The following is a 17,075-nucleotide window of genomic DNA, read 5'->3' on the forward strand; positions in this document are numbered from 1 at the left end:
GAATTCTTATCCGTATTTTGACACCCGAAATGGAATAACGGAAAAGCTTATTAATGTTTTTATAGAAACGCCGATGTGTCTAACAAGAGGGTATTCATACATGTTCCGTATCGGATTCTTTACTTTAATCGTTCTTTTTGCGTCGTCGCTCTATTCGTTCACTCCGGGAAAATGGTCTCACACGGATCGCTATGTTATCGGTTCGGAAAAAGGAGGTCCCGCTCAGGAGGTCGTCAAGAACGCGAACGGAAAGGTCATCTATATTGCGAAATACTTGTACGACGAATCCGGAAAACTAGTCAGGGAAGATTATATTTCCCAAGACGGGAAGTCCGACGGATACACGAAGTTTTCGTATAAGGACAAGAAAGTTCAAAAAGAAGAACTCTTCGATAAAGATGGAAAGAACGTAGAGACAAAGTCGTTCGCGTATGATAAGAACGGTGTTCTCTCTTCCGTAGATCTCTTTGATCAAAACGGGAAACTCATTTTAAAATGTACGATCCTATCCTGGGGTGAAAACGGCCTGATCAAAGATGCGCAAACCGATTGGACCGATTCCAAAGAAGTCGAACGTTTCTCCATCGTAAAAGATTCTAATAAGCCCGGACTTTATCAGCAAAACATTTATAACGAAGATAAACAACAAGTAGCTTCCACGATTCTTACGTTCGACAAAGACGGAAAACTTATCAGCCGCATGAACGTGCAGGGAAATTTAGAACGATTAAATCGGATGATCTGGGATAATAATAACCGCTTACAGCAATTTACTTTTCTAATAAAGCAAGGAGACAAATGGGCGCTCGAAAAAACCCATGAGTTAGTTTACGGAAAATGATCGGAATCGATTGATTCATTAAAAACTCTCCTATAAATTTGCCCGCAATACCGCGGGCTTTTTTATAGGATCCCGTTTCACGTGAAACGGTTACGGAAGACAGAACATTGGCGAGCCGGGTTTCCATGCTCTGGATAAAGACTCTTGCATTAACAGTGGATTTTTCCTCCATCTCTACAGCATTTCTAACTTCGAGCAGCTTCTGTCTAGCGTGAGCAAAGCGAACGCGTCTGTCCTCAGTCTTCTGTCTTCTGAAACCGTTTCACGTGAAACAGTTACGAAGCGAGGTTAGAAAATTACTTCGCAAACTAATTCCATAGGGATAAAACTTCGAACAAAGTTTACTCGAAATTGATCCGGACAATTCGACCCGATTACGCTATTTTAAAATTTAACAGAGAGGGTTCTTATGGACAGATTGCTTTATCGATAGATGAATACTCTAAATCTAAGAGGCATAAACAAAATTTTTAGGAATAAAAAAGCCCGCAAAATCGCGGGCCTTAAATACGAGATATTTGAGAATTGATTTAAAGTTTCAATTCATGATTCGAGCTTTCTTTCAATTTATACCGCACTCAATCGCTTGCCCTTAATATAAAACAAAAGCATATCGATATCACTCGGATCGACACCGGAAATTTGCGCTGCCTTTTCCAGGTTGAGCGGGCGATGCTTGCTCAATTTTTGAATCGCTTCTTTCTTAATTCCCGGGACTATATTATAATCGATATCCTCAGGAATGTTGGTCAACAAAAATCTCTTCTTCCACTCAATGGTATCCTGCTCTCTCTTAATATAACCTTCGTATTTAACTTCCATCTCGATCACTTTCTTATCTTCGAAAGATAGGGAGTCCGATTCAGGAACGAAAAAGGCAATGTCTTCGAAGGAAATTTCGGGACGCTTTAAAAAAGAATCCAATTTGGATCCGTATTTAAAACCCGTAATCGATTTTCGCTCCAACAACGATTCGAATTCCGGCGTGGGCTTTAACGGGAGAGATTGTATCCTCTCTTTTACCTCATGAACTCGCCGATATTTCTCCATCATTCTTCGATACGCATCTTCCTTTATCAAACCCATCTTGAAGCCGTATTCCATGAGTCTTTGATCCGCATTATCCTGCCTAAGCAAGAGTCGATGTTCCGCTCTGGAAGTGAACATTCTATAAGGATCCTCGACACCTTTATGTACTAGATCATCAACAAGCACGCCGATATACGATTCATTCCTGGAGAATAACATCGGAGTCTCGCCGCGCAACGAAGAGAGGACACTGTATGCCGCGACTAATCCTTGTGCAGCCGCCTCTTCGTACCCCGTTGTCCCGTTAATCTGACCCGCGTGGTATAGTCCTTTGATCTTCTTCGTTTCCAAAGTCGGTTTTAACTCGGTCGGATCTACGTAATCATATTCGATAGCGTATCCGGGACGTAAGATTTCTGCCTCCTCAAGACCGGCAATCGAACGAACTAATTTCCATTGTACTTCTTCGGGAAGGCTAGTCGAAACTCCGTTTAAATAAATCTCCTTAGTATCATATCCTTCAGGCTCTAGGAAAACTTGGTGTCTATCTCTGTCCGCAAATCTAACGATTTTATCTTCGATAGACGGGCAATAACGAGGCCCCGTAGATTTAATTTGGCCGGAATACATCGGAGAAAGATGAATGTTTTCATTAATGAGGCGATGCGTTTTCTCATTCGTGTATGTGATATAACAAGGGATCTGTCTTCGGGTGATCTTTTCGGTAGAGAAGGAAAACGGAGAGGGATTCGGATCTCCATCTTGGACGACCATCTCGGATAGATTCACGGAATTTCTATGTATACGCGGCGGAGTTCCGGTCTTCAAACGTCCTAATTTTAAATCGTATTTAGCAAGAGATTTAGAAAGTCCTTTAACCGTCGGTTCTCCGAAGCGGCCATTTTCGTTTTGATACGTTCCAATATGAACGATGGAGGATAAAAATGTCCCCGTCGTTAGAATAACATTACCGGTAAAAATTTCAAAACCTCTCCCTGTCCGGACTCCGACGATCGCATCGTTTTCAATAAGCAGATCTTCCACAGTATCCTGACGAATCGAAAGGTTTTGGATTTCCTCCAAAGTGTGCTTCACTTTTAACTGATATTCTTTCTTCTCCGCTTGCGCTCGAGGAGCCCAAACGCTCGGGCCTTTGGAGGTATTTAACATTTTAAACTGTATGCCGGTTGCATCGATCACTCGACCCATCAAGCCGCCAAGTGCATCCAATTCTCGAACCATATGTCCTTTTGCGATTCCACCGATGGCTGGGTTACAAGACATCTGACCGATGGTATCTAAGTTCATCGTAATTAAAAGAGTTCTTGCGCCTCCTATCGATGCGACATAGGCAGCTTCGGCGCCGGCGTGTCCTGCTCCTACCACTACGCAATCGAATTTATTCGGAAAAAAAGAAGATTCCATACGTCCTTTAGACTCTATCTGCATAACTCATTCGTTTCGTTTAGATGATTAGTCGACAGCGAAACCCATGCAAAGAATCATGTAATCATTAATATCCTTTCAGGTTCCCTGTAATGCCCGAATCTATCAAGAAACTCTCCTACTTTGAGGGAAAAATAGTCCCCGAAACGGAAGCTAATATCAATATCAAGACGCATGCCTTGCAATACGGCACCACTGTCTTCGGTGGAATTCGAGGGTACTACGATGAAGCATCCGAAAATCTGTACGTTTTTAGAATTCTAGATCATTACAAAAGACTCGTGAACTCAACGAAAATCATGCAGCTAGCATGCAAAAAGACTCCGGAAGAACTTAGGGACATAACCCTGGACTTACTCAAGCAGTCCGGATACAAACGGAACGTTTATCTTCGTCCGTTCGTCTATACCTCGGCTCTTCAACTATCTCCCAGATTTCACGATGTTCCCACGGAAATTGCGATCTATGTATTGGAGCTCGATGATTATCTGGATACGAAACGCGGGCTAACCACTATGGTATCGAGCTGGAGAAGATTCGATGATACTGTGATTCCGACTCTCTCCAAAGTTTCGGGAGGTTACGTTAACTCTGCGCTTGCAAAATCCGAAGCGGTTCAAAACGGATATGACGAAGCTATCTTCCTAGACGGTCGCGGTTTTGTCAGCGAAGGATCTGCCGAAAATATTTTCCTAGTAAGGGATGGTAAGATATTAACTCCGTCGATCTCTTCGTCGTTACTCGAAGGAATCACTCGCCGTTCGGTATTGCAAATCGCAAAAGATTTAGGTTACGAAATTATAGAACGGGAAATCACGAGAAGCGAGTTGTACATAGCCGATGAGATTTTCTTTTCCGGGACGGGAGTTCAGATAGCATGGGTCAGCCAGGTGGATCGGAGAATCATCGGCACGGGAGAAATGGGGCCGATCACTCAAAAACTTCAATCAACATTCTTTGAATTAGTGAAGGGAAGAATCCCGGAATACAAACACTGGTTGACCCCCGTATATTGAAAAAGTTCTAATTCCGACATGGGCATAAGCTTTGGTATCGAAGAAATTCAAGGTCAAGAGAAGGCCCTCGTCTTTCTAAGAAAATACGTTCTTCGCCCGGATTTAATTCCACCGCTCTTAGTTTTTCACGGTCCGGAAGGAACGGGAAAAGAAGCCGCAGTTGAAAGATTCATCCGACACGTATTATGTTTAGAAGGAACGTCTTGCGGCATTTGCCCTTCCTGTAAAGCGTTCATGCATCATACTCATCCGGATATCGTATGGTTTCCTGCGGATAGAAATAAGCAAATCTCGATCGGTAGTGAAGACAATCCCGAGGAGTTTACGATTCGATGGCTTATCAGAACGAGATTGTATTACAAACCTCACGTTTCTAGATTACGCTTCATAATTATCCCCGACGCATCCATGATCGGCAACGAGGCCGAGACCGCTCTTTTAAAATCCCTGGAAGAGTCCCCGACCTTTACTAGATTCATCTTTCTCGTGGATTCATTAGATTCTTTGAAAGAAACTATCGTAAGCCGTGCTGTCTGCATTCCGTTCGGGTATCTTCCTCAGGAAATCGTTCGTAAACTTCATCAAAAAGAAGGAAAAGAATACTTTTCCTTCCAAGGCGGAAGTATGGAAACGTTCGATTGCCCCAAAGAGGCATTGGATTTAGTCCTTTCGAAAATTTCAGATCGGGCTCAAACCCCATTACATCTTTTGCATTTGGAAGAATGGATCCTGAATTATAAAGACGATCATCCCGAATGGAAAGAGGGGTTTTCTTTTAAGGACTTTCTGGATTTAGTAAGCCTGGTACTACTTCAGGAGTTCTCTAAATCGTCATTTGAAGAGAACTTTCCTAAGTTAGAAGCGATTTTTAGATTCAAAGAAAACCTTCATCAGAAAATCCACGGACAAGAGAATATAATTTTCTCTAAACTCATTCATGAACTCAGCGTTCTCTCTAATCGTTAAACGATCTTACATAAAATTATGTACGACAAAAAAAGACCATTCACCTAACGAACATTAGGTTTTACTACTCGGATCATTGCTAATTATGTAAGTGACATAATATTTTATCTATCCCGAATCTCTTTTGTTTTTCCTAAGGATTCTAAAAGGATTCCCGAATTTTCATTTGTAGGTCACCCTCCCCGGAAAAATAGTGTATTCTCGTCGGGAGATATTTGCTTTCGTCGACTTCCCCAGAATTTTATTTTTTTCCGGTGCAGTTCCGAGTCATACGGAAACAAAGCGGCCGGCGGATCAGGAACTTAGAACTTTATAGGAGTGTTTTGCTTGGACTCAAGCTGGAAGCGTATACTAGACGAAGTATCTAAGGAAATTCCGCCGACTTACTTCGATAAATTCATCCACACGCTTCAGTTAGATAGCTTGACCGATGATAAATGCATTCTTGTTGCTCCTTCTTCCAATATAAAAACCCACGTAGAGAAGAAATACCAAGCCTATATAGAAGATGCTATCTTCAAAACGACTGGGACAAGAATTCCTGTCGAGTTGGTGCTCGAATCTTCGACGGGCTTACAACTCGTATTGAAAGAAACTTTTAGAGACAAATCATATTCGTTCAACCAGGATTATACTTTTGATACATTCGTAGTAGGAAACTCCAATCGCCTTGCATATAGCGCCGCCATCGAATGTGTCCGCAATCCGGCGGAGATTAATCCTTTCTATCTTTTCGGTAAAGTAGGTGTCGGAAAAACGCATCTACTACATGCGATCGGTTCGGAGATCACCAAAAAGGATCCGTGGAAAACCGTTCACTACATCGATATTAAAACGTTCATGAGCGAGTTTCTATTTGCCCTACAATCAAGGGACGCGATAGAATCCTTTAAGATAAAGTATCAATCATATAATTGTTTACTAATCGACGATATTCAACTTTTAAATACGGGTGCGGAAAAAACGCAGGAAGAATTCTTTACCATATTTAATTTTCTATTCGAGCGCAAGAGACAGATCGTGATAGCTTCCGATCGGCCGAGTTCGGAACTCCCGATTCAAGATAGATTAAAATCTAGGTTCGTTACGGGCGTTCAAGCGGACATACAACCTCCCGATAGGGAAATCAGAATCGGTATACTGGAAAAACAGAGCAGAATTCTTAATCTGGGACTCTCCAAAGAAGCGATAGAATTAATTGCAGATCTTATTCAAGACGACACGAGGACGTTGCTCGGAGCTTTAAATGATCTCGCGTTGCATAAAAAAACTTTCTCACACCTTTTCTTTACCTCTTCTATGATTGAGGAAATCCTTAAAAATAGGATATTTCGGAAAAAAAACCTTCAATTAAGTCATGATAAAGTGATCGAATTCGTTTCAAATTCTTACAGTTTAGATCCGAAAGAAATAATGGGAAAGAGCCGCAAAAAGGAACTCATTGTACCTCGACATCTTTGCATGTACATTCTTTATAAAAGCTATCGATTGAGCAAAAGTCAGATCGGACGAATTTTCGGCGGGGAGCATACGACGGTGATACACGCTGTCCGCAAAATTGAATCCCTTATAAAAGAAGATAAAAACTTCTCCGATAAAGTGAACGAAATTCTTTCGCGCTTCCAATTCCAATAAAATTCAAAAATCGATTCACAACAAAAGAGACATAATATAGAAATTAAATTGTAAATAACATCTAAATTAGACGCATATAATATGTCTATAAGACATAAGCCTTAATTACTGTCTCATCAACTCAAACTTATCTACCGTTGCTATCATGAACGAGGGTGGTTTTTTCCATCCCTGGGAAATTGTACTTTCCAATAAATATGCGACATATTTCCCTATTCTCTTAAGCTACATAGTTTTTTACATACTTACAGGTACAAGTACAACAACAGTACTTATATAATAACCTTATATATATAGCTTAATATATTTTGAAAAGGAGTAAGGGAATTGAAGATTAAAGTGAACACCTCGGAATTCCTAAAATCAATTCATGCCGTAGAAGGCGTTATATCCGCCCGCGAAATTAGATCTATATTATCAAATCTTAAATTAGAAGCGGAAGGATCCACGGTTTCTATTTCTGCGACGGATCTCGAGATATCCATTAAAACTTCTTTAAGTGCCGAAGTTCAGGAATCGGGAAGTATTTCTTTACCTGCAAAACAGTTATCAAGTATCTTTAAAACGATACACTTTGAGGAAGCGTTATTATCCAAGAATGATACCGAAATCGATTCGAGCATAACTTATATAACGGATGCCACGAAAAAGAACGATTACAAAACCAAATTAAATGGAATGGATGCAGAAGAAATAAAAACCATTTCGAAAGTGGATCCTTCTATTATCTCCGAGTTCCCGACCGCTCTTGTCGGCGAGATGATCCGTAAGACCGGATATGCAATCGCACATGAAGATCAACGTTATATCTTTAACGGCCTTTATATGGTTCCGAAGGAGGACAAATTAATTTTTGCGGTGACCGACGGTAGAAGGTTATGCAAGATAGAAAGAAATTTATCGTCCCCTTTAAAATTTAAAGAAGCGGTTATTATTCCTGCAAAAGCGATCCGTGAAATATCGAAAATGATTACTACTGCGGAAACGGGGAAAATAGGAATCGTAGACAATCAAATCTATGTGAACGCGAATAATATAGAATTATTATGTAAGCTGATCGAAGGGAATTTTCCTAACTATGAACAGGTCATTCCTAAGAGCTCTAAATTCTTCGCATTAATTCCGAAGGAGAATTTTCAAATCTACTTGCGGCAGGCTTTAATCGCCGCAGAAGAGCCGACACGCCAGATTAGATTGACTTTTTCTAAAGACAATTTGAATTTTTACGCTCAAACCCAAGGTGTTAATGAAGTAAGTATTAACATGCCGATCGATTATTCAGGGGATGAGATTACGGTCGCGTTTAAAGGAGAATATTTATCCGACGTATTCAAATCCATAGACGATAACGAATTCAGGATAGAATTCAGCGATTCCAGTTCACCCGTGGTTTTCAAAGATCCTTCTGATCCGGACTTTATTTCGGTAATAATGCCGATGAAGATATAAGCCTAAAAGAGAATGTTTTTACGAAGCCTTAGGCTTCTCAATTTTAGAAATCATGAAAGTGTTAGCTTGGATTTCGATTCCAGGCTGATTTTTTTTGTGGGTGAAAATGGGGAAGGAAAGACCAATCTCTTAGAAGCGATTTCCATCGTTTCGTGGCTAAAAAGTTTTCGAGAATCAGAAGACGGAAATTTAGTTCGATGGAACGAGGACGGTTTTTATATAAAGGCGGAGATCGAATCGGATCATAAGAAAGATATTCTGGAAATCGGATATTCTAAGAAGCCGACTATTCGTAGAAAACTTAAATTCAATCAGGAAGAGATTAAAAAGAGATCCGATTTGGTTGGAAAGTTTATAACCGTCCTAATGACCCCGCTGGATTTGCAAATTGTAGAAGGAGGTCCGGTCGAGCGAAGAAGGTTTTTAGACAGTTTTTTGTCCTCTTTCGATCGTTCTTACCTCGATGATCTCATTGAATATAATAAAATTCTTAAGCACCGCAATGCTCTTCTCAAATCCGGCTCTCGAGATGCAAGTTTGTATTCCGTCTGGAATTCCAAATTAGTCGTGAAAGGCGGAATTTTGTACCGTAAAAGAAAGGATTTAATTCACGAATTAGATAATCTCTATCAGGTTAATTTAACTCTATTAAGCGGTGGGAAGGATAATTTACAGTTGCGCTATAAACCTAGTTTTACCGACGAGCAAGAATTCGAAAACCTACTTGTTCGAAATCTTTCTAGAGACCAAAGACTCGGCTACACCTCCGTCGGAATTCATCGCGACGATATGTTCATAGGAACAAACGACATGGATATTATGGATTTTGCGTCGCAAGGACAAAAAAGAAGCACCGTCATTTCCTTAAAGGCAGCTTCTTTTGAATACTATAGAAAAATTTTAAAAATCACGCCTGTACTTTTAATAGATGACGTTATCCGAGAATTGGATGTTAAACGAAGAGAATATTTCGTTGAACTCGTTTTAAACGCGGGGCAAGCATTCTTTACGACGACCGATCTGGAAGGGATTTCCGATTATGTGGGAAGATTACAGGATCGAAAACAGGTTTTTCTAGTTCGGAACGGTGAGGTCCAGGCGATCCATGGATAATCCCGGTAAACCGGATAAAGTAGAAATCGACGAATTCAAGGGACTCCTTGAAAGCCTCGGCTGGACCGAAGCCAATTTACTTACGCAAATTTCCTTGAGAACTCTTGCCCAAAGATGGTCAGATATAGTAGGGCCGATCTTTGCGAATCAATCCGAGCCGTCCGCTATTTCGGGGGAAACGTTAATCGTAATCGTTTCGCATGCGGCCTATAAACAAGAACTTTTATTTTTGAAATATCGAATTCTTTCGTTGTCAAAACGCTATTTAGGTCGGGACACCGTACGTAAGCTGGAAGTTCGAGTCGGCAGTCTATCGAAAAATACAAAAAAAAAGACGGGCATAGAACGAACTAGTAACGGAATCAACGGCAAAGATGATCTACTCGCAATCGCCGAAAAGGAAGCGGATCCAGAAGCGCGAAAACGCCTTTTAGAGCTAATTGAATACCTTTGACGAACTTCTAATCTTTCCTAGCATTAAAGCGAATTTCCTTGCCTCCCTAGCGTTTTCGGGAAAACTATTCCTAGATCCTGGAGGACCAAGGTGACTCAAATAGACAATAGTTACAGCGCTGGCCAAATTAAAATTTTAGAAGGTCTAGAAGCTGTCCGCAAACGTCCCGGGATGTATATAGGTACGCAGGATGAAAGCGGCCTTCATAAAATGGTCTATGAGGTCGTGGATAATTCTGTGGACGAAGCAATGGCCGGCCATTGTACGGAGATCACCATCTCCATTTTACCGGATAATATAATCGAAGTCAGAGATGATGGCCGAGGAATTCCGACCGCCATTCATCCCGATAAAAATATATCTACTATCGAAGTCGTTATGACAATCCTGCACGCCGGCGGTAAATTTGAGAACGACGCGTACAAAGTCTCCGGCGGGTTGCACGGGGTAGGGGTCAGCGTCGTCAATGCCCTTTCCGAATGGTTGGAAGTAGAAGTCTACCAGCGCGGAAAAATACATTATCAAAAATATGCTAAAGGAATCCCGCAAGGCCCCGTAAGTATCATCGGCGATTCCGAAGCGCGCGGAACGGTTGTCCGTTTTAAACCGGACGCGACCATTTTTACTACGACCGAGTTTCAGTATGATGTATTAACCACTCGTTTTCGAGAACTTGCCTTCCTGAACAAGGGCTTGAAACTTATCGTTAAGGATACAAGGAAGGCGGAAATAGAGGAACACGATTTTCTGTTCGACGGTGGAATCGTATCTTTCGTGGAATATCTAAATGAAAATAAACACCCTCTACACAAAACGATTCACTTCGAAAGAAATAAAGACGATGTAGTCGCGGAAATCGCCATTCAATATTCGGATACGTATTCGGAGAATATATTCTGTTTTACGAATAATATCAACAATAGTCTCGGCGGGACTCACTTGGAAGGATTTAGAGCCGCCTTAACGCGAACTCTAAACGACTTTCTTAAAAAGGATCAGCAATTAGTAAAAAAGCAGCCGACGGGATTATCCGGAGACGATTTAAAAGAAGGACTAACCGCGGTAATTTCCGTAAAGATTCCCCAGCCTCAATTTAACTCTCAGACGAAAGAAAAATTGGTTAATGCCGAGATAAAAGGAATCATGCAGACCTTAACCGGCGAAGGGTTGTCCCTTTTCTTCGAGGAAAATCCTTCGGTAACCAAGAAAATATTAGAAAAATGTATTCTAGCGGCTAAAGCTAGGGAGGCTGCAAGGAAAGCGAGAGACCTAACCCGAAGAAAGACCGTTCTTGAAGGAGGAGGTCTTCCCGGAAAATTAGCGGATTGTTCCGAAAAAGATCCTGCAGGCTCGGAGTTGTATATAGTGGAAGGGGATTCTGCCGGCGGCTCCGCAAAACAAGGAAGAGATAGGAATTACCAGGCCATTCTTCCTTTGAAAGGTAAGATTCTTAACGTTGAGAAATCGAGACTGGATAAAATCCTAGGAAACGAAGAAATCAGGACCTTGGTCTCCGCTCTGGGAACAGGGATCGGTGAAGATGAATTCAATATAGATAAAATCCGCTATCACAAAATTTTTATTATGACTGATGCGGACATAGACGGATCGCATATTCGGACTCTATTGCTTACATTCTTTTTTCGTTATATGAAAGCCGTTATCGAAAAGGGATTCCTATATGTGGCACAGCCTCCCTTGTACTTGATAAGGCATGGAAAAACGGCGACGTATCTATATTCGGATAAAGAAAAGGAAGAATATCTGAAAACTATAGGAACGGATAAAGCCGTAATTCAACGCTATAAAGGACTTGGTGAGATGAATCCGGAACAACTTTGGGAAACGACAATGGATCCCGAAAAACGCGTCGTACTTAAAGTAAAACTCGATGATTACGTTGAGGCGGAAGATACCTTTAATATACTTATGGGAGACGAAGTAGTCCCGAGACGTAGGTTCATAGAGGTAAACGCGGCGAAAGTTGCGAACCTAGACCTCTGATATATAGAAAGATAGGAGCTCTAAAAGCGAATGAGCCAAGAGATGGAAAATGAAATAAAAACCCTAGGGTTTAGTCCCGCGTCAAGGCCCGATATAGGCGAAGCGCTGAAGAACGGCGTGCGGGTAATTCCGGTTGAAATAGAAGATCAGATGAAGGAGGCCTATCTAGGATACGCGATGAGCGTAATCGTCGGAAGGGCCCTCCCCGATGTACGCGACGGACTAAAACCCGTGCATAGAAGAATTCTCCATGCAATGAATGAGCGAGCCTGGAGAAGCGATCGGCCTTACGTAAAATGCGCAAAAATTGTCGGGGAAGTCATCGGTAATTACCATCCGCACGGTGATAGCGCCGTTTATGACGCTCTCGTGAGAATGGTCCAAGAATTTTCCTTGAGAGTTCCATTAATCGACGGTCAGGGAAATTTCGGATCGATTGATGGCGATAATCCTGCCGCTTATCGATACACCGAAGCCCGTCTCGAAAAAATCGCCGAAGAACTTTTACGAGATATCGAAAAAGAAACCGTAAACTTCTCGCCCAACTTCGATGATACGAAAGAGCAACCGGACGTTCTTCCCGCCAATTTTCCGAATTTATTAGTCAACGGATCTTCCGGAATAGCTGTGGGAATGGCCACTAATATGCCTCCGCACAATTTAAAGGAAACGATCGAGGCGGTAGTTTCCGTGATTCGGAATCCCGATATTACGATTCCGGAATTGTTAAAAATTATGCCCGGCCCCGATTTTCCGACCGGTGGCATCATCATCGGCGGGGAAGGATTGCTTTCCGCTTATCATACCGGTCGGGGTTCGATTCGGATTCGTTCCAAAGTGGAGATAGAGGAAAACAAAAAAGGTAGGGAGATTATCGTCGTAACCGAAATTCCTTATCAAGTTAATAAGCGAACTCTTCTGGAAAGAATCGGCGAGCTGGTAAATGAAAAGCAAATCGAGGGAATATCGGAGATCTTGGACCTATCGGATCGAAAAGGAATACGTGTCGAGATTCATTGCAAAAAAGATTCCAACGCACAGGTCATACTAAATCAACTCCTTAAACTGACTCAGCTTCAGATAAGCTACGGGATTACTATGCTTGCGATTTTGGACAACAAGCCCAAGATCTTTAACTTAAAAGAAATTTTAGTCGCTTATTCGATCCATCGAAAAGAGGTCATAGTACGAAGAACACAATTCGATCTCGATAAGGCGGAGAAGCGCGCGCATATTTTGGAAGGCTTGAAAATAGCCCTCGAAAATATAGAAGAAGTCATAAAAGTGATCAGGGCCTCTAAGAACGCCGCCGAGGCGAAAGAGCAATTGATGCTACGCTTCGTGCTATCGGACGTTCAAACCGACGCGATATTGGAAATGAGACTTCAGAGATTGACGTCTTTAGAAGTTCAAAAAGTCATAGACGAATTAGAAGAAGTTCGATTATTAATCTTGGATTTGAAAGACATTCTATCCAATCCTGTAAGAGTTTCCGATATCGTTTGCACCGAATTGCAGGAAGTTTCCGGTAAATTCGGAAATAAAAGAAAAACCGAAATTAGTTTAGAAAGCGTCGAGTCTTCGACTTTCAATGCCGAGGATCTGATAGCGGACGAAGAAATCGTTATCCAGATAACCTACGATCAATTCGTTAAGCGTTTACCGATCGATACGTTTAAGCGGCAACGCCGGGGTGGAAAAGGAATCCAGGGCCTTTCTCAGAAACGGGACGATGTCGTCAAGATCATGAGATCGGCGATGACTCACGACAGCGTTATGTTTTTTTCCAATATCGGAAAAGTTTATATGATGAAAGCATACGAACTTCCTCAGGCTTCAAAGGAAGCACGCGGTAAATCCTTAAAGGCAATTATAGGTCTGGGCGAAAATGAATATATATCTTCCGTATTCACTTTCCGGGATGAAGATAAGGGAAAGGATCTTCTCTTAGTAACGCGTAGAGGTTTTATTAAACGCGTAGAGTTGTCCGAATTCGGGAATGTAAAAAAATCGGGCATCATTGCGATCGGCCTTCGCGACGGAGACGAGTTGATTACGGTAGAGTCGGTCGTTAAGGGCGATGATGTGATGATTTTTTCAAGAAAAGGTTTGGCTCTCCGGATAGAAATGGATACCATTCGAGCCCAGGGACGAGCCGCACAAGGCGTAACCGGAATGCGATTGGGCGGAGACGATGCTATTGTAGGTCTTTCTAAAGTAGTCGAGGGAGACGATATTTTCGTAATCTCCGAGAACGGCTATGGAAAGCGTTTGGGTTTTGAAGAATTCTCCACCAAAGGACGCGGCGGTAAAGGAATGGCTTTCTTAAAGGTCGGGGAAAAGAACGGAGCCGCAGTCGGAGTTAGTTCAGTCGGAGCCGATGACGAGATTATTCTGGTCACTCAGCAAGGAATGGTTATCCGTACGGAAGCGAATCAGATCTCCAAGATGGGCCGTACGGCTGTCGGGGTTCGTGTGGTCGATATTAAAGATAATGATCGCGTCCAAGATTGTACCGTAATCGGCGAAAGTAAGGAAAAATGATCCGCGTCGGGTCGGTCGAAATTCCGGGATGGTTCGCTATGTCGCCGATGGCGGGCATCAGCGATAGTCCGACTCGAACGATGGCAAGACGTTTTGGATCCGCATTCTCTTATACCGAATTCGTTTCGACGGATAATTTGGCGGTTGGCTCAAAGAAGGCGATTTCTTTATTACGATTTCGTGAAGAAGAAAGGCCTGTAAGTTTTCAAATTTTCGGCAACACGTTGGAAATTATAGTCGAAGCTGCCAAAAGAATTCGGGAATTAAATCCTGATATTATAGATTTGAATATGGGTTGTCCGACTAAGAATGTATCAATGAGAGGGTCCGGGGTAGGCCTACTAAGAAAGCCGATCTACGCCGGAAAGATCATCGAAGCATTACGTAAATCGCTGGATATTCCGGTCACGGCCAAGATTCGATTGGGATGGGATGATACTTCACGAAATTATATGGAAGTATCTCGTATCTTGGAAGAATCCGGTGTGCAGGCCATTTCCGTCCACGGTCGTACAAAAGAAATGGGTTATTCCGGAAAAGCCGACTGGGATGCGATTGCCGATATAAAAGCGGCGAGAAACGTTCCGATTTTCGGTAACGGGGACGTGATTTCCTATTCGGATGCATTGCATAAAAAGAATACTTACGGAGTCGATGGAGTCTTAATCGGTAGAAATTCGATCGGAAATCCTTGGGTATTCTCCGGAATAGATCGGCAGAATATAGATGTCTCGGAATCGGTCAGCGTTTCATTGATGCATTTGTCATTGATGGTAGAAACGTTCGGAGAAAAATTCGGCATAATTTTGTTTAGAAAACATCTGATCCGATACTTTCAAGGAAAGGAGAATTTTATTCCGATCCGAGTCGAATTATTGAAGGAGGAAAATTTTGAGAGGATAAAAAGTCTACTATTAACCTTGGATTCCTCTTTCTCGAAGACCTGTGTCGCTTAATCTCTTTTCCGAATACTTTCGAACCTCCTAGATTCAATTAAGCAAAAATCAATCGAGAGAATTCATTTTCCCATACGGACGAAGGTAAAAAATAACTATAAAACTTAATCTTCCCGATTACGTCCTTGACCGGCTTAGGAATGAGATTGACAGGAATTTTGATTCATCCCTCATTATGACTTCCATAAAGGAGTATGAGACCAAATGAAAATAACGAGTAATATTCTAGGTGCTCTTGTCGTTTTTAGCATTTTTACTCTAGTCGGTTGTAAAAAAGAGATTCCTTCCCAACAAAATCAAATTGTCGGTACTAAATATTCCGGCTGGGATCAGTGGATTTATAAGAAGCCGGGCAGTACGAATAAAGCCGACCAGGCAACTCTCGTTTACGGAATGGAAGAAGTTTCAGGAATAGAAATCGTAACTCATGAGGAAACGGATAAGAAGGGAAATAAGATCGTCACGGAATATCTAAAATTAAAAACCGTCGATAATAAGGAAGGATTCGCTCCCGCAAAAAATTTCTTTGACGCGATTCTTTTCGTAGTTTCGGAAGGAGATCAAGCGTTTGCGAAAAATTCCCTGACTTCCCCCTCGAAGGGTAAATTGCAACGCGGTATGTATTGCTTGGAAGTGGAAGCGAGCGGAGATTTCGCTAAAGTGCGATGCTACGGATCCATCGTAAAAGGCGGTAAGCTTACGGATATTTACGATGTTTGGATTCAACCCGCTTCCCCTAATATTTCAAAGGATCCTTTATTAGGAGATAGCTTGCGTAATTTGAGAAATGCCAGTACGAAGTTAATCGAGTCGGCAAAAATTTCGGAAACGGCCAAGCAAGAAGAGTTAAAATCGTCTGCGGCGAAGTTACTTAAATCGGTCGCGGAAAAAGGCGATCAATTTTTGGAAGATGCGAACGCCATAGCTGCCGAATACGGATTAACGTTGAGCGAGCAGTAATCCGAAACCTTCCGCTGAAATCCATCTTTGCATAAAAAAAGCCTCACTTTTTACGGTGAGGCTTTCCTTTATAGGTAAGTTAAAAACCTAGAGAAGATAGTGTTTATTTACCGACTTCTTGAGCTTTCGCAACGAGAGCGTCGCGGCCGCCTGGGAATTTAGCGTAGATAACACACTGACATTCTTCCCAGTTGTCTTTAGAAACGTCTTTTGGATCGGAACCAGCGCCAGTAGCTTTACACTCGTAAACCCCTACACCTTTAACGATACCGGCAGATTGCGAAACGATTACGTTCGCAGTTGCTTCACCGTCAGATACTCCGGAAGCAGATTCGACGGTCTCACCGACCATTTTCTTAACTACATCGGAAGCGCCTTGTAGGCGAGAAGCTTCACGGCAAGTGGATTGCATCATTGCCGGGCTCTTCTTAGCAACAGCCTTAGCGGATGCCCGAGAAGAAAACTTCATGTAGTAATAATCTTTTGGATTGGTGTCCTTTGGAGTTTTCCCGTCGTTTCTTTGTTCAGGGGGTCCGCCCCAGCCTTCGAAAGACCATCCGCCGTCACCAACAGAGGTAGCATCCTTTTGCGCAGTGTTAGGCCCGCAATAGGAGAAGAGTACAGCCGCTAGTGAAATAGCGATTAGTTTCTTGATCATCATT

The 17,075-nt window shown here is 42.2% G+C and carries 13 protein-coding genes; 11 read left to right on the forward strand and 2 right to left on the reverse strand.

Going from position 1 to position 17,075, the window contains the following annotated elements:
* Positions 1-100 precede the first annotated feature (100 nt).
* Positions 101-841 carry a hypothetical protein gene (locus tag LEP1GSC047_RS17945; protein ID WP_010416562.1) on the forward strand — a complete coding sequence of 247 codons (741 nt, stop codon included), beginning with the start codon at positions 101-103 and terminating at the stop codon, positions 839-841.
* Positions 842-1,408: 567 nt separating this feature from the next.
* Here LEP1GSC047_RS17945 and mnmG read toward each other — a convergent pair.
* The gene (gene mnmG, locus LEP1GSC047_RS17950) at positions 1,409-3,319 is read right to left on the reverse strand and encodes a tRNA uridine-5-carboxymethylaminomethyl(34) synthesis enzyme MnmG (protein ID WP_010416559.1); all 1,911 of its coding nucleotides are present in this window, start codon (positions 3,317-3,319) and stop codon (positions 1,409-1,411) included.
* An 89-nt stretch (positions 3,320-3,408) separates the two neighbouring features.
* Here mnmG and LEP1GSC047_RS17955 point away from each other — a divergent pair, with 89 nt between their 5' ends.
* The 10 genes from LEP1GSC047_RS17955 to lenA all read left to right on the forward strand — a co-directional run bounded on the left by LEP1GSC047_RS17955 (position 3,409) and on the right by lenA (position 16,413).
* Positions 3,409-4,332, forward strand: coding sequence for a branched-chain amino acid transaminase (locus LEP1GSC047_RS17955; RefSeq protein WP_010416556.1), 924 nt, complete (start codon positions 3,409-3,411; stop codon positions 4,330-4,332).
* Between the two features lie 18 nt (positions 4,333-4,350).
* Complete coding sequence (locus LEP1GSC047_RS17960) at positions 4,351-5,298, forward strand: hypothetical protein (protein WP_010416553.1); 948 nt, start codon at positions 4,351-4,353, stop codon at positions 5,296-5,298.
* A gap of 327 nt (positions 5,299-5,625) precedes the next feature.
* Positions 5,626-6,933, forward strand: coding sequence for a chromosomal replication initiator protein DnaA (gene dnaA / locus LEP1GSC047_RS17965; protein ID WP_020989022.1), 1,308 nt, complete (start codon positions 5,626-5,628; stop codon positions 6,931-6,933).
* A 327-nt stretch (positions 6,934-7,260) separates the two neighbouring features.
* The gene (gene dnaN, locus LEP1GSC047_RS17970) at positions 7,261-8,382 is read left to right on the forward strand and encodes a DNA polymerase III subunit beta (RefSeq protein ID WP_010416548.1); all 1,122 of its coding nucleotides are present in this window, start codon (positions 7,261-7,263) and stop codon (positions 8,380-8,382) included.
* 12 nt (positions 8,383-8,394) lie between these two features.
* Complete coding sequence (gene recF / locus LEP1GSC047_RS17975; protein ID WP_010416545.1) at positions 8,395-9,495, forward strand: DNA replication/repair protein RecF; 1,101 nt, start codon at positions 8,395-8,397, stop codon at positions 9,493-9,495.
* Positions 9,488-9,949, forward strand: coding sequence for a DciA family protein (locus tag LEP1GSC047_RS17980; RefSeq protein ID WP_010416542.1), 462 nt, complete (start codon positions 9,488-9,490; stop codon positions 9,947-9,949). Before recF ends, LEP1GSC047_RS17980 begins: the two co-directional genes overlap by 8 nt.
* A gap of 90 nt (positions 9,950-10,039) precedes the next feature.
* The gene (gyrB, locus tag LEP1GSC047_RS17985) at positions 10,040-11,953 is read left to right on the forward strand and encodes a DNA topoisomerase (ATP-hydrolyzing) subunit B (RefSeq protein ID WP_010416539.1); all 1,914 of its coding nucleotides are present in this window, start codon (positions 10,040-10,042) and stop codon (positions 11,951-11,953) included.
* Between the two features lie 30 nt (positions 11,954-11,983).
* On the forward strand, positions 11,984-14,497 hold the full coding sequence (gene gyrA, locus LEP1GSC047_RS17990) for a DNA gyrase subunit A (protein WP_010416535.1): 2,514 nt from the start codon (positions 11,984-11,986) through the stop codon (positions 14,495-14,497).
* On the forward strand, positions 14,494-15,453 hold the full coding sequence (locus tag LEP1GSC047_RS17995; protein WP_010416530.1) for a tRNA dihydrouridine synthase: 960 nt from the start codon (positions 14,494-14,496) through the stop codon (positions 15,451-15,453). Before gyrA ends, LEP1GSC047_RS17995 begins: the two co-directional genes overlap by 4 nt.
* Before the next feature lie 204 nt (positions 15,454-15,657).
* On the forward strand, positions 15,658-16,413 hold the full coding sequence (lenA, locus tag LEP1GSC047_RS18000) for a lipoprotein LenA (protein WP_010416527.1): 756 nt from the start codon (positions 15,658-15,660) through the stop codon (positions 16,411-16,413).
* A gap of 103 nt (positions 16,414-16,516) precedes the next feature.
* Here the strand turns inward: lenA and LEP1GSC047_RS18005 are convergent, their stop codons facing one another.
* Positions 16,517-17,071 (reverse strand): lipoprotein LipL21, encoded by a 555-nt coding sequence (locus LEP1GSC047_RS18005; protein WP_010416525.1) that lies wholly within the window; start codon positions 17,069-17,071, stop codon positions 16,517-16,519.
* Positions 17,072-17,075 lie beyond the last annotated feature (4 nt).

The sequence above is a fragment of the Leptospira inadai serovar Lyme str. 10 genome (genome assembly GCF_000243675.2).
Classification (GTDB): domain Bacteria; phylum Spirochaetota; class Leptospiria; order Leptospirales; family Leptospiraceae; genus Leptospira_B; species Leptospira_B inadai.